This is a genomic window from Pontibacter sp. SGAir0037 (assembly GCF_005491705.1).
Lineage (GTDB): Bacteria > Bacteroidota > Bacteroidia > Cytophagales > Hymenobacteraceae > Pontibacter.
The window spans coordinates 161,313-185,503 of record NZ_CP028092.1; the positions used below are offsets into that span (position 1 = coordinate 161,313).

Sequence of the window (24,191 nt, forward strand, 5' to 3'; positions counted from 1 at the left end):
ACCGTTAATAAAGTTATAGAATACTATGGCAATGCATTCTGATCATTCACATGATTTCAACCACACTGGTGAAATCCCGAAACCACAAACAAAGCAGATCTGGAAAACTTTCTGGATATTGGTGGCAATTACCGCATTTGAGTTCTTGATAGCATTCACCATGGATGCCGGCACACTCAGAAATGCCATCTTTATTGTGCTTACTATTTTTAAGGCTTTCTACATTGTAGCTGAATTTATGCACTTAAAGCACGAAACAAAAGCGCTTATCTGGTGTATTCTTATTCCAATGGCTTTGGTAATCTGGTTAATGGTAGCACTTATTTCTGAAGGAAGTTACTATTACGATTCCGTTACGAATTACTTTAATTAAAGAAGATATATGAGTAGTAAAAAGGCACTAATATTAGGTATCCTATTATTAGTGCCTCTTCTTGTTTTTATATTCGTCGGGTCTTTTGGGGAACATCATTTTACGTTAAAAACCTTGTTTCCTAAAACTGATGAAGAAGGTGAAGTCCTTTTTGATGAAAAGGGTGATACCCTATTTCACCAGGTCCCTGGTTTTGCCTTTACCTCCCAGCAGGGAGAAAGGGTAACGCAGCAGGATCTGGAAAATAAAATCTACGTTACCAACTTCTTTTTTGCCTCCTGCCCGGATGTGTGTAAGAAAATGTCTTCCCAACTATCAAGAGTACAGGAAGCTTTTGCTGATAACCCTTCCGTTAACATTGTATCCCTTACTGTAAATCCAGAAAATGATTCGCCGGAAGTATTAGCAGAGTATGCCAGCATGTATGGGGCCGATCCAAAAAAATGGATTTTCCTGACAGGTAACAGAGAGGAGATCTATACTTTAGCACAACAAGGGTTTTATTTGCCTGTGCAACAGGTGGAAGGCCAGCAGGATTTTATCCATAGCGAAAAATTTATGCTGGTAGACAAAAATCAGCATATCAGAGGGCAGTACGATGGAACAGATCCGGTTGAGGTGGATAGATTGATAACTGAAATAAATGTACTTCTAGATGAATACAGTAAAAGCAAATAAAGTGGAGGCAAAGAAGGACAAGACATTCCTGGTTATAATTGCCGTTTTATCTGTTGTTATTCCAATTGTAGTGGCATTATTGTTTTTTATGCCAAAAGCAAGAAACCATGATATCGACGTAACTAATTTACCTGGTTTTCATGCAATCCTGAATTCTCTCACAGCCGTAGCATTAGTGATAGGATATTATAACATCAAGCGTAGAAATACGAGGGCTCACCGGAATGCCATGATTGTGGCATTTAGTTTATCTTCCGTTTTTCTAGTGTCGTATGTTACGTATCATTTTTTAGGTGAGCGTACGGTGTACGGAGGGGAGGGACTCCTGAAAGGTTTTTATTATTTTGTTTTACTCACACATATTGTACTGGCTATCGTAATTGTACCTCTGGTACTTTTATCCATGTACTTTGGCATTACGGAGCAACACGCCAGGCACAGGCGAATTTCCCGCTGGACATTCCCGCTATGGTTATACGTTGCAGTTACAGGTGTTTTAGTTTATGTTTTAATATCACCATACTACAGTTGGAACCTGTAGTAAGTTTGTGTTAGCGATAGATGATGATGCAGAAAATAAAGAAAATGTTGGTAGCTACCGTAGTAGCGTTTCTTCTGGTAATAGTTACTACGGATGCCTATAGCCAATGTGCTATGTGTCGTGCTACTGTGGAATCGAATGTTGGTACAGGCAGCAAAGAACCTGAGTCTGATGTTGGTTCCGGTTTAAATACAGGTATTTTGTACCTCATGATTATACCTTATGTATTGGTAGGTACTGTAGGTTTTCTGTGGTATAAAAATAACCGCAAATCGAATGGTTAACTTTCTGTAGGAAAGTATTACGAGCAGCCATAGCAGAGGCCCTTAAAACTGATTTAAGCAGTTTTAAGGGCCTCTGCTATTAGTTACATCTTATTATACCACCTTTAGCGATGCCTATAGCTCTGACAATAATCTGTCTGCAAACCTGTTGCTTTTCAGGCACTAAATTTGATGAAAGAGGATAGAAACGCTATAATTGCATTGAATCAATAGTGCTTATCCGGCGTTTTACTTAAATTCGTATAAATTGCTCTGTTTTGAACCTGAAGATCACCCCCTTAATTTGTTTTGTCTGCGCATTGCTGTGTTTTATTGCCACAGCAGCCTTGCATTACAACTTACCTGCTCTGATTGCGAATAAAGACTCTCAGACAGTTCAGGCAGCTATCTCAAAAAGAATTAATCATATTGTTGATGAAGCAAAGGCCGAGGCAAAAAAAATAGGGAGCCAGTTGAATGGCGGGGGGACCATCTCTTTTTCTCACCTTCTGAAAAAGTCGAAGTATCCAACATTTGTGTATGAGAAAGGGCAGTTGGTTTTCTGGTCTGATCATACGGTTGTTCCTGATTTAGACTTTCCGCCTGTTGTAGACAGGCCCGCTGCTCTAAGTAATAGTTTTGGTACTTTTATAGTAGTGCCTCATCGGGAACGGGCATACCAGTTACTGATTTATATTCCGCTGCAGATCGATTACCGGATCAGCAACGATTACCTCACTTCCGGACTACAGCAGCATATTTTCCAGAACACACAGGCAAAGCTGGTGCTGGACCCCAGGGCTAATTATCCACAGGTACGCACAAACCAAGGTGATTTTCTGTTTGCCCTGGATTTGAAGAGTGGCAGAAAACAAACAGGCCACGATGGGTTAAAGCTGTTTTTACTTGCATCGGGAATCGCTTTTTATATTGCTTTCAGTGCTCTGTGGAGTAACCGGTTGCTGCGGAAGGAGAAATTCACACAGGGAGCTTTTCTATTATTGTCTCTTTTGCTGCTACTCAGGCTGGCACTTTTAGCACTAAACCTGCCCTTTGCCATAGCAGAAATCAGGCTGTTCGACCCCAGGTTGTATGCTGCGTCTTTCTGGTCGCCGTCTGTAGGCGATTTAGCCCTTAACATGCTGCTGCTGGCTACTGTAGCCTGGGCCTCGCTGTACCTGTTCAATAAGAACCAGGTGGCTTCACAGCTAAAAACGATCAGCAAGAGGCATAGCAGGTACCTGCAGCTTAATTGTATTGTGATTTTTTACATCCTGTTGCTGTTGCTGTTTAAGTTTTATCACGGCATCTACCATAACTCTCCTCTTTCGCTGGATATCAGCCAAACCCTGGATATCACAAAATACAAGATCATCTTACTGGGTACTATTTTCGTGCATGCCGGCTCTTTGTGCGTGTTTGCCTATATCCTTTCCACTGTCTTATCGGTGCTGATTAGCAAAGAGCCAAAAATGTGGCCGTATCAGTTACTAGGGGCTGTAGCTGCTCTGTTTATCGTGATTGTGGTGGTCCTGCAGGTGGCCTACCTGATCAGTATTATCATAACGGGCGTTGTGTTCTGGCTGGCTGTGATGCTTTCGGCGCAACACCGGAGCGCTGTCAGTTTTACTTACCGGATATACCTGTTCCTGTTGCTGGTAATGGCTGTTAGTGCTTTTACAGGTGCCATTGCGTTGTATACCCATTACCAGAAAGAGATATTGGCTTATAAGCAGAACTTCGCTTCCAATTTACTGCAGGGTAATGATGTACTGGCCGAATATATGCTGGAGGAGGATGTGTCGCGGAAGATTGCGCATGATGGCCTGATCAAGATGAAAATGATGGGCCCTTACGTGGACGCTGCTTTTATAAAACGTAAGATATCAAAACAGTACCTGCGGGATTACTTTGATAAGTACGAAACCAATGTGCTGCTGTTCGATAGCGAAGGCCGTACATTGGTGAGCGCCGATACCACTGCATCTACGCTGCAGGAACTGATAAACAGGTATGATAAGCCGCTTACCCGAACAGAACGGAAAAACCTGTTCCTGATAAACGATCCAACTAAGTTTAATGCCCGCATGTACCTTAAAATAATCGAGATTCCGCTAGGCAACCGGCATCTGGGTACTATAGTGCTGCAGCTTACGCTTAAAAAGCTATTGCCGCATAGTGTGGTTCCTGAGCTACTGGTAGATCAGAAAAACAGCCAGTTATTCAGAACTGACTTTTTAAGCTACGCGATATACGAGAAAAACCAACTGGTATACAGCGAAGGCGAGTATGATTATGCTACCAATTTTAACAAGGCACGGATGCAAAGCATCGACCTTTACAGGCAAGGCATTACACAGGATAACTCTCACCACCTGGGCGTACAGGATGCCGATGGAAAAGTGCTTGTTATCACCACAGAAAACTATGGGGGGCGGGAGATACTGTCTAATTTCTCTTTCCTTTTTTTGTCGTTTACGTTTGGCCTGATATGCTGCCTGGTGGTTTATTTGTTGTTTAACAGGCAGTATGTAAGAGAGTTCAGTCCTAATTTTAGTACAAAAATTCAGCTGTTTTTGAACTTTGGCATTCTTCTTCCGCTTTTACTGGTAAGTATTACAACGGCAAGTCTTGTAACATCTTCCTATAAGAAAGACCTGATGATGACATATGAACAAAGGGGGGAGTCTGTTCAGCAAAATCTGAGTAGCCTGCTGCGAACAGATGGTCTTTTAAACAGGAGGTTGTTGCAATCTAAAGTTACCGATGTGGCAAGTATTTCTGAAACAGACATTAACTTGTATGACAGGCACGGGAGACTTGTTGTAACGAGTCAGCCAATGATATTTGAAGCAGGCCTGCTTTCCAAATTAGTTAATCCGGCAGCATTTGCTGCTGTGTCGGAGCGACAGGCTTTGCGGGTGCTGCTCGATGAAAAAGCCGGCAGCCTGACTTTTAATGCGCTCTACATGCCGTTGCGCGACAACAGTACGCAGGGGGAGCTGCAAGGCTTTATCGGTATCCCTTTCTTCGATTCTGAAAAAGAACTGGAATCCAAGCTGATCGAACTGATTACAACTACCATGAACATCTTTACCATTATGTTTATGGTGTTTATCCTGCTTACTTTCTTTGCCTCCAGAGCCTTAACAGTGCCTTTGCGCATGCTCACCGAGAAACTGAAGCGAACGTCGCTTGCCGGTAAAAACGAAATGCTGCTTTATAAAGGAGCCGATGAAATCGGGATGCTGGTAAACGAGTATAACCGTATGCTGCTTACGCTGGAGCAGAATAAGGTTGACTTGGCAATGCGCGAGAAAGAGGCTGCCTGGCGCGAAATGGCAAGGCAGGTGGCCCATGAGATCAAGAATCCACTGACACCTATGAAGCTTTCGTTGCAATACCTGCAGAAAGCCATTGCTGAAAAGAAACCGAATACAGAGCAACTCATTGATAAAATATCACACACGCTGATTACCCAGATAAACATTCTGAGCGATATAGCTACCTCATTCTCTAATTTTACCTCTATGCCGGAGCCAAAGGCTGAGCCCATGAACCTGGCAGCAGCCCTGCAGCAGGCAGCCGATCTGCATAACGATCCGGCTACGGCTGTAATTCTTAAAGACATTCCTGCGGAAGAAGTAATAGTACTGGGAGATGAAAGCCTGATTGTGCGAACATTCAACAATCTTCTGCTGAACGCTATACAGGCGGTGCCAGCCAGCCGTAAACCTCACCTAAAAGTAGCCCTGGAGGTGCAGCAGGAAGGGCGAACTGCTTTGGTAACTATAAAAGACAATGGCAGTGGTATACCTGCTGAGATCCGGAACAAAGTTTTTATACCGAATTTCAGTACCAAGTACACAGGTTCTGGTATTGGCCTGGCAGTGGCCAAAAAAGGAATAGAAAGCGCTGGTGGCCAGATTTGGTTTGATACAGAGGAAGGTAAGGGAACCACGTTTTTTATCTCTTTACCTCTGGCTTCTGTATGATAAAAAGCTGGTACATCGGGTTATTGCTGTGCCTGTTAAGTGTCCCGCTGTTTGCCCAGTCACCGGCTGCCAGCAACAAGCGTTGCCAGTGGATACCTGTGTCTCCTGATCCCGTTGTTCTGGACTCGCTTACCATTTTACCTGCTTCTGTTAGCTTTCCTGGTAGCGTGCCAAACCAGTATAGCTTCGACTATAACTACAGTACCCATGAGTTTCGATTAACTCGCTTTCCTGCCCCGGATGCTGTTGCGCCCGATTCACTGGGAAACTTTATGCCTGCCAGAGATTCTGTACTGGTGTGCTACCGGGTGCTCCCGCTCAATCTGACAAAAGCCGCTTTTCATAACGATATCACGAAGCTGGATGTAAGCAAATCGCAGCAGGGATATTATGAAACTGATTTTACATCGAAAGAGGAGATTTTTAAAACGCCGGGCCTTCATAAAACGGGCAGCATCTCCCGCGGTATCTCCTTTGGCAATACACAGAACGTATTTGTAAACTCTGCACTTAACCTGCAGCTCGACGGTAAACTAACCGACGACATCAGCATCACAGCTGCTATCACAGATCAGAACATACCGTTTCAGCCGGAAGGAAATACGCAGCAGTTACAGGAGTTTGATCGTGTTTATATAACGCTTTCGCACCGGCTCTGGCAGTTAACAGCAGGAGATGTTGTGCTGCAAAGTAAGCCTTCGTACTTCATGAAATTCTACAAAAACGTGCAGGGTGGTGCTTTCGAAACAAAATTTGGGAAAGCCCCGGAAAGGCAGGGGGTAACAGCAGTCGCGGCATCTGTATCAAAAGGAAAATTCGCCTCGGAAAATGTGCAGGCGCTGGAAGGAGTGCTGGGGCCTTACCGATTGCGTGGGCCTAATAACGAACGTTTTATTATAGTGCTGGCAAACTCGGAGCGCGTGTTCCTGGATGGCAGGCTGCTGCAAAGAGGCTACGATTACGACTATACCATTGATTATAACCAGGCCGAGATCACCTTCACCACACGCCACCTTATTACGAAGAATACCCGCATTAAAGTTGATTTCGAGTATTCCGATATGAACTATAGCCGTGGTATCTACCACATGAGCCATTATCAGCAGCTCGATAAACTGCATCTGTATACCAACTACTATAACGAATCCGATAACCCCAACAACCTGATCAACCTGGACCTGCAGGATGAAGAAAAAAAACTCTTGTCTGAAATCGGGGACAACCTTTCGCAAGCGGTAACTTCCGGTGCTTCACTTGTGGCCTTCGATCCGTCGCAGGTGCTGTATGCGCAGCGAGATTCAGTGTATAATGAGGGGCGGGAGCAGGCCAGGATATTCGTTTATTCTACTGATCCGAGTGCGGCGGTGTATAATGTTCGTTTCTCGGAAGTAGGGCTGAATCAGGGCGATTATGTAATGGCAAACTCAACCGTGAACGGACGTGTTTACAAATGGGTGGCCCCGGTTAATGGAGTGCCGCAGGGGAGTTATGCGCCTTTGCGTATTCTGCCTCCGCCCCGCAAAAAACAGCTGGTAAACCTGGGCGGTAATTATGAAGTCCGTAAGGGAATAAATCTTTTTTTGGAAGGGGCTGCTTCACAAAACGACCTGAACCGCTTCTCCAGACGCGATGCCGCCGACGATAACGGTAAAGCGTTGCGTGTCGGGTATAACGTGCAGGAACAGGAGGTTCCTCTGTTAGGGAAGTACAAATTTAACAGCACGCTTAACTACGAATATACCGACAGAAACTTCAGCCCTATCGATCGTTACCGCCCGATAGAGTTTGACCGCGACTGGAGTTTGCAGAACCCGGACCTGCAGGCCGAAGACCATATCCTGAACTTTTCGGTAGGTGCAGTGCAGGATGCCAATAACCTGCTCAACTACAGGCTCAGCCGCCGCTATAGGCAAAATCAGATGAATGGTGTGCAGCATTACCTGGATGCCAATAAACAGCTCGGTAAACTGGAAGTGAAGAATAGCTTTTTTATGTTGAACAGTGAGCAGGCAGATAGGAGGTCAGTCTGGTACAGGGGCGACATAGGTATCCAATACAAAGCTGGTAAGATTTCACCCGGCTATATCTATCGTTTCGATAAAAACAGAATTACAGCATTAGGCTCCGATTCGGTAACAGGTTCGGCCATGTATTTTGATGAGCACGTTTTCTTTATTCAGAGCCATGATACCGCCCGCACACAGTTCAGGCTGGACTATAGCCACCGTACCGATTTAAGGCCTACCTTAAACGGTGACCTGGCTTTGCCGGAGGTTGGGCAGACCTATAACGGTACGATGCAAACGCGCCTGGGTGCAAACAGCGATCTGGCGATACAGGCAACCTACCGTAAGCTTAGCCTGGTTAATGCCCAGAACGAAGAGAATGTGCAGTCGCGCATCGACTATAATGCCAGTTTCCTGGATGGTAGTTTCCGCTCAGAACTAACCTATGCCATAGGTACAGGGCGGGAACTGAAGCGGATCTTTATTTTTAGGGAAACGCTGCCGGGGCAGGGAACGCACTACCTGCGCGACGGAGGCAATCCTAACGACCTGAACGATTACCTGGAGGCGCAGACAGTGGACCAGCAGCGCTATATTAAAATATTTTTGCCAACCGATGAGTACGTAAATGCCTACACCAACCAGTTTACCTATAGGCTGAACACCAACACGCCCCGCAGCTGGCGTAGTAAACCAGGTATAAAGGGCTTTGCCGCCAGGTTTTCTGTCCTCACTTTTGTTAACATCGATAAGAAGACCACTGATGCCGATCTGCTGAACCGCTTTAACCCATTCAGTCAGGGAACGGAGGATGAAATGCTTTTATCGATGGCTAAAACCTTACGCAACACGCTGTACTTTAACCGCAGCAATCCGCGCTATGGGTTAGAGTATACGGTACAGCAGAATCAGCAGAAATCGCTGCTTACCAACGGCACCGAAACCCGCAACCTCTCCGGCCACACCATTATCGGGCGCTTAAACCTAAACGAGGTACTAAGCTCAAAGCTAAGCCTGGGGCAGAACGTACGGGAAAGCCGGTCCAATTTTCTGTCTTCTAAAAACTTCGAAATTCAGTCGCATGAACTGACGCCTGAACTGGCCTATCAGCCTAATACAAAGCTTCGTTTTACAGGCACTTACCAGTTTGCTTTGCGAGAAGATATTATGGCTACAGCAGAGGAACTACAACAGGCGGCTTTTCATGAACTGGGGCTGGAGACAAGGCTAAGCCAGGTAAACAAGCGTACCGTTTCAGGGCTTATCCGCTACGTGAACATAGATTTTACAGGCAATGAATATTCTTATGTAGGCTATGAAATCCTGAATGCTTTACGCCCCGGCAACAATATTACCTGGTCGCTGAACGTGCAGCAGCGATTGAGCAACGGTTTAAATATTTCCCTCAACTACGATGGACGAAAGGCTAACCTGGTAAGAGCCGTCCATACAGGCCGTACGCAGGTGTCGGTGCTGTTTTAAGCTGATCGGAGCATTCTTATTTATAGCTGAGCAGCTTTGTTGGTTTTCAGTTTCGGGAAGAGATACATTTTTAAATATTTTTGGGAATAATTGAAACCTAACTGGCTGTTTTACGTGTATTTATTCTTAATGATTGAGTGCTCACTATTATATGCTTTAACAATAATCCATACTTACCCGCCCCCGCTTCAATCGTTTTAATCACCTTTTATTGTTTACCAGGAAAGCTTGTGCTGGATACAAAGCTTCTATAGCTGTTATAAGCCTGTTTACTGAATGGAGCTTTAAACAGACCTGGATAAAATTACTATGGCAGGCAGCCATGGTATAGGTGATATATGCTGGATTATTGGATTTTATTTACATATCTATAATTGTTAAAGCGTATGAGAAACCTTTATTCAATCCGAATCAAGCATGATTGGTTTGTAAAGCTGGCACTGTTGGCGGTGCTGGGCTTTTATGCAGTTGTGCCTGCCAATGCGCAGGTACTTGTCTGGGAAGAGAACTTTAACGGGAATACCATTAATCCCGAGAACTGGACCTTTGATTTTGGGGATGGCTGTGAACGTGGGCTCTGTGGATGGGGAAACCAGGAGCTGCAATATTACACCAGCCGTCCTGAAAATGCCCGCATCGAAGACGGAAACCTGGTGATTGAGGCACGCCGGGAGAACTTTCAGAGCAGACAGTTTACCTCAGCCCGCATGAAAAGCTATGGCAGAGTGCAGTTTAAGTACGGTACCCTGGAGGCACGCATCAAAGTGCCAGATTTAAAAAATGGCCTTTGGCCCGCTTTCTGGCTTTTAGGCTCCACGGGCACCTGGCCAGCCAGCGGCGAAATTGATATTTTGGAAATGGGAGCTGCTAAATCCATTGCCGACAATGTTGTGAACAAGCGTATGAGTTCTGCAGTGCATTGGCAAAGTGGGGGAAACAAGGCAGACTATAGCCGGGAGTATACCAGCAGTACCGACCTTACAAACGAGTACCACATCTACAAAATGACCTGGAACAGCGAAGCAATTCGGGTATACCTGGACGATATAGAAGTTTTCGCATTTAACATAGAAGGCGCTGCAGCTGCCGATTTAGAAGAATTTCACCGTACGCAGTACATCCTGCTAAATCTGGCGATTGGCGGGCAATTTACAGGTATATATGGTGCAGATGGTATAACGGCACCACTTCCTGCCAAAATGTATGTCGATTACATCAGGTTGTATCAGAACCCGGGAGATGAATTGTTTCTGGGCAAAGACAATGCGGAAGCAGGTAATTATGGCGTGTACAGCGAACGCGCAGACCTAAGCGGGCAACTCAGTTATGGACAGGATGCAAATCTTTATATCTGGAACAACCTGGCTACAGTTCCGGGGGCCGCGCCTTTTGAAGGGAACGAGGTGCTGGCGCTTCGGGCAGCGGCTGGCAACTGGTTTGGCTTAGGCATTTCAAACGAGGTGAAGAACCTGCAGAACTTTGCAGACGGATCGCTTAAATTCCATTTTAAAACCACTTATACCGGCCAGTTTAAAATTGGTATTGCCAGCGGGCACGGCGAAAGCTGGATAGATTTCCCGCCGGGTGTGCAGCAATATGGTTTGGTAAGAGACGGGCAGTGGCACGAAGTAACCATCCCGCTCAGTATGTTCAATAACCCGAACATGGGCATGCACATAGACCTGGGATCTGTTAACCAGATATTTATGTTTGCCGGTGATGCACCGGGTGCTAATACAGAATTTTATTTCGATAATATTTATTATAGCGGCGGTGTGGCTGCTAACCCGGCACCAACAGTAAGCCTAACCGCACCTGCTAACGAAGCATTGCTGAGTACCTTAGATGATATAGTGCTTACCGCTGATGCTGCTGATGAAAACGGCTATATTACCAAAGTAGACTTCTACAACGGCTTAACCTTGATCGGTACCGACGAAACCAGCCCTTACAGCTTTACCTGGAGCAATGTGGCTGCCGGAGTATATACATTATCTGCCAGAGCAACCGACAACGAAGGTGTAACCAGGGCTTCTAAACCGGCCACTGTTTTCGTGGCGGCTCCTGGTAATACAGCACCAACGGTTAGCATTACCTCACCTACAGCCTCGGCAGACTTTACAACACCAGCTAATGTTGTTATAAATGCCAACGCTGCTGATGCAGACGGTATGGTGTATAAAGTAGATTTCTATAACGGCAGCACCTTATTGGGCTCCGACTTTACCAGCCCTTATAGTTTTACCTGGGCCAATGTGGCCGCCGGTACTTATACTATTACCGCCAGGGTAACAGATAACGGTAAACTGACAACGACTTCGGAACCTGTAACATTTGTGGTAAAAGACAATACCATAACAGCTGATAAGTATGGTGTTTTTACAGAACAAGCTGCTATTACACAGAAAGCTACTTTAGGTGTAGATGCTAACCTCTACGTATGGAATAACCTAGGAACTGCGCCGGCTACCACACCTTTCGAAGGAACTGACGCTTTGGCCTTCAGGGCTGCTCCAGGCAATTGGTTTGGCATGGGAGTGGCGAACAACGAACGTAACCTGACTTATTTTGAGAACGGTGCCATCAAGTTTTACATGAAAACAACTGCCACAGTCGGTTTTAGAATAGGTGTGAGCACAACAGGTGGCGAGGGCTGGATAAGCTTTGCAGCAGGACAGAACCAGTATGGTCTGGTAAGAGACGGAGCGTGGCACGAGGTGACTATACCTATAAAAGCATTGGGCAGCATCAACCTGGCGGGAGTAAACCAGTTGTTTATGTTTGCTGGTGATGCTCCTGCTGCTACATCAGATTTTTATTTTGACAATATCTACTATACGGCAGAAGCGCCGGCTAACACAGCACCGTCAGTAAGTATAACAGCGCCGGCCAATAATGCTGTGTATACAGCCCCGGCTAACATCACCATTAATGCGACAGCTACCGACCTGGAAGGTCCTGTGAGTAAAGTGGAGTTTTACAGTGGCGGCACTCTGTTGGGCACCGATACTACCAGCCCCTTCAGCTTTACCTGGAACAATGTAACTGAAGGAAACTATGCTATTACTGCAAAAGCGTATGACAACGGCGGTTTGTCAGCCACTTCTGCCGCTGTTAGTATAGCAGTAAGTACGCCTGTGGTTTATGGGGAAAACCTGGCGCTGCGTAAACCGGTGACAGTTTCTTCAACGGAAAACCCGGGCACGCCTGGCTCTAATGCAGTAGATGGCAATGGTACTACCCGCTGGTCCAGTGCCTTCTCTGATCCGCAGTGGCTCACTGTAGATTTAGGCGAAACATATACTATAAATATGGTGAAGGTCGTATGGGAACCTGCTTTTGCCTCCGATTACCAGCTACAGATTTCAGCGGATAACGAGAATTGGACAACCGTTAAAACCATTACAGGCAATACTACGCTGGTAAACGAGCATCCGCAGCTTTCGCAGGCAGGCCGCTATGTCAGGATTTACGGGACAAAACGCGCCACCCCTTATGGCTATTCACTCTATGAGCTGGAGGTGTACGGCAAAAAAGCAGCAGCCTTCTGCGGAACAGCAGCCAATGGAGACTATAGCTATAGTGCAGTTACAGAGGGAGGAAAAGTAACCTATACCTTCCATCCGCTGACGCCAATTGCAGGAACTGATTTTGTATTGCTTTATTCAAAACCGGCAGATCAGGGAGGGACTTATCCGGGTTATGTTATGGCAGCCTCTGGTACAGATTTCACTTATTCCGTAGATGCTCCTGCCAATGGAACAGCTCTAAGTTTCTACTTTACCTACAGGGTGCCTGCTGGTGGCGAGCGAAATTCAAGTGCATCGCCACATACATATACCGTGGGCAGCACCTGCGGAAGCACCGGGCCTGGAGAAGGGCCAGGAAACGGTGCCATAAACCTGGCGCTGCACAAGCCTGTAACCGTGTCTTCTACTGAAAATGCTGATACTCCTGGTGCAAATGCAGTAGACGGTAATCCGGGTTCCCGTTGGGCAAGTCAGTTTGCAGATCCGCAGTGGCTGGTGGTAGACCTGGGCCAAAGCTATCATATCAACCGTGTGAAAATTACCTGGGAACCGGCCTTTGCAAAGGATTATAAAGTCCAGCTATCAGCCGATGCCGATAATTGGACAGATCTGAAAACGGTGACAGGAAATACAGCACTGGTGAACGATCATTCAGATTTAGCAGGCAAAGGACGCTACATCAGGATATATGGAACAGCCAGAGCTACTGTATGGGGATACTCTATCTTTGAACTGGAAGTATATGGCGAGTCAGCTCCTGCCAATGCAGCTCCGACTATAAGCATTGTAGCACCGGTTGCTTCGGCCAGTTACGATGCACCTGCCGCCATCACCATAGAAGCAAATGCCACCGACAGTGATGGAACGATTGCTAAAGTGGAGTATTACGTAGATGGTGTACTATTAGGAACCTCTGACGCCGTACCGTACCGCTTTGCCTGGAGCCAAGTTAGCGGCGGCGCCTATACTTTAACAGCCAAAGCTTACGACAACGAAGGCCTGGCTGCCACTTCAGCTCCGGTAAGTGTTACTGTAAACTGTGTAACTGTATTTTATGCTGATGCCGATGGAGATGGTTATGGCGATGCAGCCAGCGCTGTAACAGCCTGTGAAGCTCCTGCTGGTTATATAGCCCGTGCAGGTGATTGTAACGATGCCGATGCCTCGGTCAATCCGGAAGCAGCTGATTTGTGCGATGGCATAGACCGAAACTGCGATGGTAAAGTGCGTAGGCCAGTGGCGGCTCCGGTTATTACGGTTATACCTTCGGGCAATGCGTTTACAGGCGGTGACGCACGTACTATTTACCTGGGTTATGGGGCTCAGAGTGTAACGCTTTCGGCTGCAGCTGGCACAGGTGCTGTTTATACCTGGCAATCATCAACAGGCATGCAGAGAAGCGGTGAAACATTTGCTTTTGCTCCTACAGCAGCAGGGGAATATACCTTCACAGCTACTGCTGCCAATGCAGATGCTTGCAGCAACTCAGCTACTGTTACTATAACGGTTATAGACGTACGTTGCGGCAATAAAGGTGATAAAGTGCTTGTTTGCCACAACGGCAAGGAAAACTGCATAGCGCCAAGTGCGGTGCAGGCACACCTGGCCCACGGCGATAAACTAGGTGGCTGCCTGAGCGCCAAGAGCACCAGTGCCATAACAGCTGCTTCTGCTAACCTCTCCGATGAAGAAAGCTTTATAGCCTACCCGAATCCTGCTGATGGCAAAACCACTATAGCCTTTGCATTGGAAAAAGAAGGTGCTTATAAATTAACAATTTATGATGCAACAGGAGCCGTTGTAAAGCAATTTGCAGGTAAGGGCGAAGCCAATCAGCGACTACAGCTTGAGCTGGAAACGGCAGCCTATTCCAAAGGTCTTTACATGCTGCAACTGCAAACAGATGATAAAGTAGCTACGCAACGTTTAGTGATTCAGCACTAGTAACTTAGCTGGCAGTTTTTACATAAGAAAGCCCCGGCAGTTGCCGGGGCTTTCTTATGTAAAATGGCTTACAAATTATAGCAGAGCATCGTTCATCAAATAAACAGCCCTGCAATTCCTATTCATAATTAAGAATTCATCATCCATCATTTCTCAATAATACCTCCCCTCCAGCAAATACCCCTGCACATACTCTCTTATCCCTTCTTCTAAGGTATAAAAAGGCTTATCATACCCAATGGAGCGAAGCTTATTTGTTTTCGCCTCAGTTAAATACTGGTACGCATCGTGTAAAGCAGAGGGCGTATCTACAAACTGTATGTCTGGTGCCACACCCAGTGCTTCGAAAGTCTGAAGGGCTACGGCCATAAAGGTGCGTGCCTGGCCAGTGCCTACATTGTAAATGCCAGAGTTTCTACGGTGGTGCATCAGAAAGTAACATACTTCTACCACATCCTTTACATAGGTAAAATCACGCTTTTGCTCGCCATCTGCCACTTCCGGTTTATGCGAACGGTACAAGGTAACGCTGCCTTTGTCTCTGATTTGCTGAAAAGCATGCAGTACGGCAGAAGCCATATCTCCCTTATGATACTCATTAGGGCCATATACATTAAATAATTTCAGCCCGGCCCAGAAAAATGGTTTTGCAGTTTGTGCCAGTGCCCATTTATCGAAATCATGTTTCGACTCTCCATACGGGTTCAGAGGTTGCAGGAGGGGTAATGTGGCCTCTTCATCGGTGAAACCTAAACTGCCGGAGCCATAGGTAACAGCAGAGGAGGCATAAACCAGCGGAATCTGGTATTCACAGCAGGCATTCCATATTTTTTTGGAGTAGTTGAGGTTGTAGAGGTCGAGCACATCTTTGTTATACTCGGTGGTATCGGTGCGGGCTCCCAGGTGAAAGATGAATTCCACCTCTTCATAATTTGTCTCCAGCCAGTCGAAGAGGTTGTCGCGGTCTACAAACTCCTTTATCTTTTTACCTTTCAGGTTGTTCTCTTTCTTCACAACAGAGAAATTATCTACCACCACAACGTGGTTAAAATTTGCTTCGTTGAGTCTGCTTACAAGGCAGCTCCCGATAAAGCCGGCGGCACCAGTTACGACAATCATAGTTTTGTTTTAAAGGCTGTAACGTAAATTGCGTTAAATTTACAAAAATTAATGGAGCCTGCTTGTTGTGCCCGGCTCCCGGATCCATGAAGAAACATACGCCAGAGAATACCTCCCTTGTCAGAGCCTTCAGGTTCTTTTTTATATTGCTGCTATTTGCCCTGTACGCATGCTACGGCAAAAAGAACGAACAACAGGAGCCCCTGGTGCTAAAAGATGACCTCGGGCGGGAGGTAAAGCTAACGCGACAGCCGGTGCGGGTGCTTTCGCTGGCAGCCTCCATGACCGAAATGCTGTTTGCAGTATGCGATACCGCCCATATTGTAGGCCGGACTCCCCATTGTAACTATCCGGCGGGAGTAGAAAAAAAGCCTGTTGTGAGCAATTATCCTGTCGATTACGAGCAGGTATTGCGTCTGAAACCGGATATAGTGTTTACAGTAGAGGGCATTACACCTCTCGAAACAGCTGCCCGCCTGGAAGAGCTGGGGATTCCGGTTTATTACCAGCGATATTATACCGTAGAAGATATTTTTACGGCACTGGAAGATATAGGGCAGATTGTAGGAAGAGAGCAGGTTGCCAAACACCTGGCAGATTCATTGCGCCAACAGGTGCAGGAAATTGCCCAACGCCATCAACAGCATGAGAAAAAGCAACGTGTGCTGGCCGTTACCTGGACGGATCCTATTTATGTGTATGGGCAGAATACGTCGCTTACTGATAAACTGCGCATTCTTGGTGCCGAAAATGCGGTAAAAGAAGTATTTCAGGACCCTTACCCGGCCCTGACGCGTGAATACATTCTGAAGCTTAACCCGGATGTGTTGCTAGGCGGAACGCCGGAAAAACTCGAAGACAGCTTCTTTGGCATATACCCGGAGCTACGCAGGATTGATGCTTATCAGCACAAAAGACTGTATGACCCAACAGGCGACCTGATAGCCCGGCCTTCGCCCCGTGTAGTAGAATCTATCCTGGAACTGGAGAAATTTCTGTATCCATGAGCAGGAGTTTATACTTTTTAGTGGCTATACTGCTTATTCTGGCGGTGCTGGTGCTGGGCCTGCAGGTAGGTACTTTCGAAGCCGATGTAGCTACCATTGCGGATGCATTTTTGCACTACGATGAACATAATACTACCCATTATGCGATTATACACCTGCGCCTGCCCCGTATGTTGCTGGCCTTGGTGGTAGGTGCTTCGCTGGCTTTCAGTGGGTATTTGCTACAGGCAATGGTTAACAACGGGCTGGCTGACCCTTACCTGCTGGGTACCGCTTCAGGAGCCTCTCTCGGAGCTGTTATTGTATTCTTCGGCTTTGTGGAAATGGTAATAGCAGGTATTTATATGCCCCCTGTTTTTGCGCTGATGGGGGCAATGGGAGTAACGTTACTGGTAGTGGTGCTTGGTTACCGAAAAGGGCAGATTATCCCAACGCAACTTATTTTAGCAGGAGTAGCCATCAGTTCCTTGTGTACGGCCATGGTCTGGCTGCTGACATTTTTATCTGATTCAGAAGGCAAATTACGCTCTGTTATTTTCTGGTCGATGGGCAGTTTTGAAAGAGCCAGCTGGGATGTTTTGCCTTACCCCGCTGTAGCACTTGTGCTGGCCCTGCTGCTGTTCGCTTTTATGCAGAAAAACCTGAACATTTTGCTGTTGGGGGAGGGCAGGGCGCATGCCTTGGGTGTAAATGTGGCGCAGACCCGCTGGATTATTCTGGTTTCGGTTTCAGTAGTTACAGGCGTAGCGGTGGCGGCATCGGGCACGATCGGGTTTGTCGGACTTATTGTACCACATGTTACCCGTGCACTCATGGGAGCAACAGGCCGGAGCAACCTGCTTTTCTGCGCTTTTGCAGGCGGTTTCTTTATGTTATTGTGCGATTTGCTGTCCCGTTTACTTTATCCGCCGGCAGGTTTACCAATTGGTATCATTACTTCGTTCTTTGGTGTTCCTTTCTTCGTATATTTGCTGTCGCGAAAGAATTATAAGTTTAGCAGTTAGATGATTTACGTAAGCAGATTAGAGCATTTCAATGCAGCCCATAAGCTGCACAACCCGAACTGGTCGTTGGCAAAGAATAAGGAGGTATTCGGGCCGTGTGCTAATACAAACTGGCATGGGCACAATTATGAGCTTATTGTAACTGTAAAAGGAAATCCTGATCCCGATACAGGCTTTGTGATCGACTTGAAGAAACTAAGTACGCTTATCCGGAAGCACATTATTGAGAAGGTAGACCATAAGAACCTGAACCTGGATGTACCTTTTATGGAAGATAAGCTGGCCAGTACCGAAAATCTGATAGTGGAGTTCTGGAATATACTGGCCCCTAAAATTGCGGAGATATCCGAAGCCAAATTACACAGCCTTAAATTATACGAAACCCCACGCAACTACGTAGAGTATTTCGGCGAATAAGCAACAAGGGCATTTTGCCCAGGCTACCATTTGTTGCTTTCTTTTAACCATGCCTGAATCAGGGGTGCCCAAACGTATATTACCGCATGAAATATTACATTATAGCCGGTGAGCGATCAGGTGATCTGCATGCTTCCAATCTTATTAAACAGCTCCGGGTAAAAGATCCTGCTGCTGACATAAGAGGTTGGGGGGGCGACATGATGGAGCAGGCCGGCATGCAGTTGGTAAAGCATTATAAGGAAATGGCTTTTATGGGTTTTGCCGAAACTGCTGCCAATTTCTTTAAAATACTTGGTTTCCTGAAAGAGTGTAAGGCCGATATAAAAGCGTATCAGCCGGACGTGGTGATACTGGTAGATTATGCAGGTTTTAACCTGCGCATTGCCAAATTTGCCAAAGCCAGGGGAATTAAGGTTTTTTATTACATTTCCCCGAAGATATGGGCCTGGAACCAGGGGCGCGTGCACACCATCAAAAAGCTGGTGGATCGCATGTTCGTGATCATGCCCTTCGAGGAAGAGTTCTACGGCCGCTTCGACTATGAGGTAGATTACATCGGCAATCCTGTTTCGGATTCTGTTACCGATCATGTGGTAAACCCGAACTTCAGGTCGCAAAACAGGCTTACCAATAATAAACCGATTATCGCTATACTGCCCGGAAGTCGTAAGCAGGAAATTGAAAACATGCTGCATGTGATGCTGAGTGTGCTTCCTTCGTTCCGCGACTACCAATTTGTGGTAGCAGGAGTCTCTAATTTTTCGAGGGAGTATTACGAGCAGTATAACAAAGACCCTAACATAAAGATTGTATACGACCAGACTTACGACCTGCTCTCGTATGCACAGGCAGCCTTGGTAACTTCCGGTACTGCTACTCTTGAAACGGCCTTATTTAGTGTGCCACAGGTGGTGTGTTATAAAACCAGTACCATCTCTTATTCTATTGGCAAGCGCGTTATAAAGGTGCCATACATATCGCTGGTGAACCTGATTGCTGATAAACCTGTGGTAACAGAACTTATACAGGACGACTTCACTCCTAAAAAAATTGTGGCAGAGCTAAAGAAGCTACTCTTCGACAAGTACTTTATAAAAGAGCAGAAAGCAGGCTATATACTGGTGCGTGAGAAAATAGGTACTTACAGAACTGCCGAACGTGCTGCCGAATTAATGGTAAGCTATTTAAAAGCATAACCCTTTCCCTGGTTTACAGGTAAAAAAGAAGGCCTGTTGCGCTAAGGAGCAGCAGGCCTTCTTTTTTTATTATGAACCTGATACACTTTATTAACTATGAAACCGATACTGTTCACGTTACTTTTAACCGGAGTTGCCATTTCTGTTATGCTCATTCGTGCTTTTCCAGGCGAAGGGGCATCAGATGATCTGATTGATACAGATTTTTAAGGCAGCTTACGAGACTAAGGCAGCAGTAAAGAACTATCGCCATAGCTCAGGAAACGGTAATCGTTAGCCAGCGCATGCTGATATACTTTACGCCAATTTTCGCCTATAAGCGCTGAAACAAGCAGCAGCAGCGTGCTTTCAGGCTGATGGAAATTGGTTACCAGACCATCACATATTTTAAAAGAATAGCCTGGAGCTATAATGATTTGTGTGCTGGCATGTAAATGTTCTGTGTGGTGTTGCGCCATAAAATCCAGCAGCGCCTGTATGGCTTGTGCAGCGGAAGGCGTTTCTGCAGTCTCGTAGGCGATCCATTGGCTTACATGTAAATCCTTCTCTGCCAACTGCGGCTGACGGAGCACTTTTGTACCTAGCCAGTAGATACTTTCGAGGCTTCGCATGCTGGTGGTACCTACCGGTATTACAGGTTTCCCCAGCTGTTGCAGCAACTGTTGCAGAAACGATTTGCTGATATAGAGTTGCTCTGCGTGCATTTCGTGCTCCTCCATGTGCTCTGCTTTCACAGGTTTAAAAGTGCCGGCTCCCACGTGCAAGGTCAGGTATGCGGTGTAGATGCCACATTCCTGCAGGTGTTGCATTACCTGATCGGTGAAATGCAAGCCTGCTGTCGGAGCTGCTACAGCGCCTTGCTGGTTGGCATAGATCGTCTGGTAGCGGGTATGATCTTCGGGGGTTAAGCCGCGGTTCAGGTAGGGGGGCAGCGGCAACTTGCCGCACTGCTCGAGCACCTCGGCAAAGGTGAGATTGGCCGGTTCCCAAGTAAACCGGATCAGGAAGTGACCTTCCAGCTGTTCCTGTCTTTCTGCTTTCAGAATGCCTCCTTCGAAAGCCAGTTGTACTGCTCCGCTTTTCCAGCGTTTGTTGTTGCCAACCAGGCACTTCCAGGTACAGGAGCCTGTTTGCTGCATGGCAAGCTGTACTTCCCGGTGTGGGGCAACAGGTTCCAGGCAGAAGATCTCAATAATGCCGCCTGTTTCTTTACTGAACAACAGCCTTGCCTGTACTACCTTGGTATCGTTAAAAACAAGTAAGCTATCAGGAGGAAGTAAGGCAGGTAATGCTTTAAAGTGCTTATCAGTTATTTGTCCGTGTGCGTAATGCAGTAGCTTAGACTGATCTCTTTCTGGAAGAGGGAACTTAGCAATCCGTTCGTCTGGCAGCTCATACACAAAATCTTTTATAGCCAGTTTTTTTGGGTCGATCATCAGGAACACATTTTTTTGCAAAGGTAGGCATTCCTTCTGTAATGTGTTGGGCTCTTGTAGTGGCTTACCAGATGCTTACTTTACCTTTCCTTCTCTTCCTCCAGGTCGTTTAGTTCCAGGTTCAGGGCATGTACAGAGATTTGAATTTCGCGTAGCGCTAATGCCAGGGAAATCATCAGGAGGATAAGGCTGCAGCCAAACACGTATTTGCCTATAGTATTATAGCCGGCAAAAAGAACAAACATACACAGTACACAGCCCAGCAGACTGGCTATACCGAAAGCCTGCATGTTGCGTATCAGCACTAAGCGGGTGCGCAGGTTCTGTATCTGCCCGAAAACAGCGCGGTTGTGGGTGGTGGCGTACCTGTCTTTGAGCCCGCGAATGAGGCTTGCCAGTGAAAGAAAGCGATTGGTATAGGCCAGCAGCAGGAGCGAAAGAGCAGGAAATAAAAGACCCGGAGTAGTTAAGGTTAATTCCATAGGGGCGGCTATGATCGGAATTTTACTTAATGCTTTTTATAAAGTCCTCGTCCAGCGGCTCGTCATCATCGCCCTCGTCGTTGTTAGCATCGAAGTCTATTACCTGCAGCAGTTCCAACCCTTCCAGCATCAGCTCGTCGAGTTCTTCTTTAGAGGAGGCATCCAGTGTTTGCTCAAACAAACTGAGAATTTGTTCCCGCTGCTCGTTCACAAAGATTTCGTGATACAGGTTGTCAAAAAGTGCGATCTTTTTCTGAACAATCTTATCGATTTCCTTTGTGTTTTTTGCCTGTAGTGCCTCTTTTAAAAGACCCAGCACCTCTTTTGTATTTTCATTATGAGCCAGCCTGGTAAACGCCTTTACAAACGCAATGGCTACACCCAGGCGAACTATTTCAAAGCTATAATTCACTTCTTCCGAAGCCCTGCCTCTCTGTTGTTTAAAGGCCTGCTCAAAATTTTTGTAGGCAGCCGCAGCTCCATCAGGAAACACATCTGGTTGCTCCGGATCATAGGCAGATTCTAATAACAGTTCAAAGCTTCTGGCACTCATGTGTGATATTGGTTAAATCTTGTATAGGTGCAAAGGTAAGAGTTTTAGGTTTACATTATGTAGCACGTAACACGACATTGTATCATGATCCATAAGATCAGGTTCTGCCTTTAAAGTAAACCAGGAATTCACATTTCTTATGAAAGTAGTTTGTGAAGGCAGAAGGTAAACCTTTATTGTGAAACGTGTATCGTGTTACGTGCTACGCAAAAGCTATTGTGCCAATTGCAGGGTTTTTACCTTCAGACCTGTCGCTTGTGCAGGGGAGTGATATACCTGGTGCGTGGCTTTGATAAAGTCTTCTTCGTTAGCTTCGAAAATGTTGTCCACGAACTTCTGTGGGTTTCGGTCTACCAGCGGGAACCAGGTGCTTTGTACCTGCACCATAATGCGGTGCCCTTTTTTAAAGGTGTGCAGTACATCCATCAATGCCACGTCTACATTGGTTACCTGGTTTGGCGTGAACGGCTCTGGTTTTTCAAAACTGTTGCGGAAGCGCCCTCGCATTAATTCGCTACGCACCATCTGCTGATAGCCTCCCATTGCTTTGCCAGGCATGTGCGGATTAGCCGGAGCATCATCAGGATATACATCAATCAGTTTAACAACCCAATCGGCATCGCTACCTGTGGTAGCTACTTTCAATTGCGCCAGTATTTCTCCTGCCAGCGTGATGTCTTCTGTCAGTGCATCTGTCTGGAACGAGAGCACATCGGGGCGGCGGCTGGCAAAGCGCTGGTCGTCCGACATATACTCGCGTGTCATGCCGATGGCGGTAGCTTCGGTAAAAGGAACAGGTTTGGCAGGGTCGCTGATGAACTCGCTTATTTCGGCTTCACCTTGTTTAGGGGCCTCAAAACTCATTTTGCCATTGGCATGAAAGAAAAGCGTTTTGTCCTGGGTGTTTTTGGGTGGCCATACATCGAACTCGCGCCACTGGTTTGCACCTGTTTCAAACATAACAGCCTCAGGAAGCTTTACCTCTGATTTACCGTCGCCTTTCAGGTAATGTGCAAAGAACTTTGCTTCGATGTTCTGCTGGTACCAGGGTGAGTTCTCCTGCCCGAAATGCACGGCACCTAAACTGGAACCATCGCCTCTGGCCCAGCCGCCATGTACCCATGGGCCCATTACTAACATGTTCTGCAGCTTTGGGTTGTTCTTTTCTATGGTCTGGTAAATTTTAAGCGGGCCGTACAGGTCTTCTGCATCAAACCAGCCGCCTACCGTCATCACGGCTGTGCCTTTCAGGTTTTTCAGGTGTGGTAGCAGGTTGCGGTCTTGCCAGAATTTATCATAGTTAGGGTGAGCAGCCATTTCGTTCCAGAAGGCTACTTTGTTGTTGAGGTACTTGTTGGCATTCTTTAAAGAGCCCATGCGCAAAAAGAAATCGTAGCCATCGGGCGTGCCGTGGCTGAAGCTCGGATTGCGCTTGCTGGTAGGTTCGGGGCGCGGAAGGCCAAAACTAGCCAGGAAGTTGAAGGCGTGCGGCAAAAAGAAGGCACCGTTGTGGTGAAAGTCGTCCCAGAACCAGTCGGCAATAGGAGCCTGTGGCGAAGCGGCTTTCAGGGCGGGGTGGTTGCTCATTAAGCCTGCGGCTGTATAGAAACCAGGGTAAGAGATGCCCCACTGCCCGACACGTCCGTTGCTGTTTTTCAGGTTCTTTACCAGCCAGTCGATGGTGTCGTAGGTATCGGTGCTTTCATCTATATCTTTTTTGCCTTTCTTATTGGGCAGGTGGGGTGTCATGTTCACAAAATCACCTTCCGACATATAAGTACCCCGCACATCCTGGTACACAAAAATATAGCCGTCGCGCAACATGGTTGGGCTTGGGGCCATCGAGGTTTTATACGCATCACCATACGGACCAACAGAATAAGGCGTGCGGTTCAGCATGATCGGGTACTTTTTACTTTGGTCTTTGGGTGCATACACGATGGTATACAGTTTTTTGCCGTCGCGCATCGGTACTTGGTACTCCTGCTTGGTAAAGTTCTGCCGGATGTAGAGCGAGTCTTGGTTTACACGCTGGGCCACAACAGCGGTGGTTACAGCGCTGGAGCCGAGCATCAGCAGGAGCAGCAATGCCCGTAGCAGATGTAATTTTCTGTTCATGAGGTTAGGGTTAGATAGTTTGCAGCATGAATATAGGCAAAAAC

16 protein-coding genes are annotated in these 24,191 nt (G+C 46.6%); 11 read left to right on the forward strand and 5 right to left on the reverse strand.

Annotated features, from left to right (window positions below):
• The first annotated feature begins 25 nt into the window (after positions 1-25).
• The 7 genes from C1N53_RS00680 (at position 26) to C1N53_RS00710 (ending at position 14,812) form a co-directional block, all read left to right on the forward strand.
• Positions 26-373, forward strand: a complete 348-nt coding sequence (locus C1N53_RS00680; RefSeq protein WP_137757504.1) for a cytochrome C oxidase subunit IV family protein — start codon at positions 26-28, stop codon at positions 371-373.
• A 114-nt stretch (positions 374-487) separates the two neighbouring features.
• Positions 488-1,051: an SCO family protein gene (locus tag C1N53_RS00685; protein WP_240773335.1), complete on the forward strand. Its 564-nt coding sequence runs from the start codon at positions 488-490 to the stop codon at positions 1,049-1,051.
• Positions 1,029-1,592: a DUF420 domain-containing protein gene (locus C1N53_RS00690; protein WP_137757506.1), complete on the forward strand. Its 564-nt coding sequence runs from the start codon at positions 1,029-1,031 to the stop codon at positions 1,590-1,592. The genes C1N53_RS00685 and C1N53_RS00690 overlap by 23 nt, the downstream gene beginning before the upstream one ends.
• A 44-nt stretch (positions 1,593-1,636) precedes the next feature.
• Positions 1,637-1,876, forward strand: coding sequence for a hypothetical protein (locus C1N53_RS00695; protein ID WP_240773336.1), 240 nt, complete (start codon positions 1,637-1,639; stop codon positions 1,874-1,876).
• 326 nt (positions 1,877-2,202) lie between these two features.
• Entirely contained in the window at positions 2,203-5,850 is a 3,648-nt protein-coding gene (locus C1N53_RS00700; RefSeq protein WP_137757507.1) for a HAMP domain-containing sensor histidine kinase, read from the forward strand.
• On the forward strand, positions 5,847-9,338 hold the full coding sequence (locus C1N53_RS00705; protein ID WP_137757508.1) for a hypothetical protein: 3,492 nt from the start codon (positions 5,847-5,849) through the stop codon (positions 9,336-9,338). Before C1N53_RS00700 ends, C1N53_RS00705 begins: the two co-directional genes overlap by 4 nt.
• 386 nt (positions 9,339-9,724) lie before the next feature.
• Positions 9,725-14,812, forward strand: coding sequence for an Ig-like domain-containing protein (locus C1N53_RS00710; RefSeq protein WP_137757509.1), 5,088 nt, complete (start codon positions 9,725-9,727; stop codon positions 14,810-14,812).
• 153 nt (positions 14,813-14,965) lie between these two features.
• Here the strand turns inward: C1N53_RS00710 and rfaD are convergent, their stop codons facing one another.
• Positions 14,966-15,931: an ADP-glyceromanno-heptose 6-epimerase gene (rfaD, locus tag C1N53_RS00715; protein ID WP_137757510.1), complete on the reverse strand. Its 966-nt coding sequence runs from the start codon at positions 15,929-15,931 to the stop codon at positions 14,966-14,968.
• A gap of 86 nt (positions 15,932-16,017) precedes the next feature.
• Between rfaD and C1N53_RS00720 the strand changes: the two genes are divergently transcribed.
• The 4 genes from C1N53_RS00720 (at position 16,018) to lpxB (ending at position 19,558) form a co-directional block, all read left to right on the forward strand.
• Positions 16,018-16,938 (forward strand): ABC transporter substrate-binding protein, encoded by a 921-nt coding sequence (locus C1N53_RS00720; RefSeq protein ID WP_137757511.1) that lies wholly within the window; start codon positions 16,018-16,020, stop codon positions 16,936-16,938.
• Positions 16,935-17,942, forward strand: coding sequence for an iron ABC transporter permease (locus C1N53_RS00725; protein WP_137757512.1), 1,008 nt, complete (start codon positions 16,935-16,937; stop codon positions 17,940-17,942). The genes C1N53_RS00720 and C1N53_RS00725 overlap by 4 nt, the downstream gene beginning before the upstream one ends.
• Positions 17,943-18,359: a 6-carboxytetrahydropterin synthase gene (locus tag C1N53_RS00730; RefSeq protein ID WP_137757513.1), complete on the forward strand. Its 417-nt coding sequence runs from the start codon at positions 17,943-17,945 to the stop codon at positions 18,357-18,359. It abuts the gene before it with no gap.
• A gap of 86 nt (positions 18,360-18,445) precedes the next feature.
• A complete protein-coding gene (gene lpxB, locus C1N53_RS00735; protein ID WP_137757514.1) occupies positions 18,446-19,558 on the forward strand; it encodes a lipid-A-disaccharide synthase in 1,113 nt (370 codons plus the stop codon).
• Positions 19,559-19,782: 224 nt separating this feature from the next.
• Here the strand turns inward: lpxB and C1N53_RS00740 are convergent, their stop codons facing one another.
• From C1N53_RS00740 to C1N53_RS00755, 4 genes are all read right to left on the reverse strand, one after another.
• The gene (locus C1N53_RS00740) at positions 19,783-20,994 is read right to left on the reverse strand and encodes an S-adenosylmethionine:tRNA ribosyltransferase-isomerase (protein WP_137757515.1); all 1,212 of its coding nucleotides are present in this window, start codon (positions 20,992-20,994) and stop codon (positions 19,783-19,785) included.
• Between the two features lie 80 nt (positions 20,995-21,074).
• A complete protein-coding gene (locus C1N53_RS00745) occupies positions 21,075-21,476 on the reverse strand; it encodes a DUF2721 domain-containing protein (protein WP_137757516.1) in 402 nt (133 codons plus the stop codon).
• A 22-nt stretch (positions 21,477-21,498) separates the two neighbouring features.
• Complete coding sequence (locus C1N53_RS00750) at positions 21,499-22,029, reverse strand: hypothetical protein (RefSeq protein WP_137757517.1); 531 nt, start codon at positions 22,027-22,029, stop codon at positions 21,499-21,501.
• A 213-nt stretch (positions 22,030-22,242) separates the two neighbouring features.
• A complete protein-coding gene (locus C1N53_RS00755) occupies positions 22,243-24,147 on the reverse strand; it encodes a CocE/NonD family hydrolase (RefSeq protein WP_206077599.1) in 1,905 nt (634 codons plus the stop codon).
• Positions 24,148-24,191 lie beyond the last annotated feature (44 nt).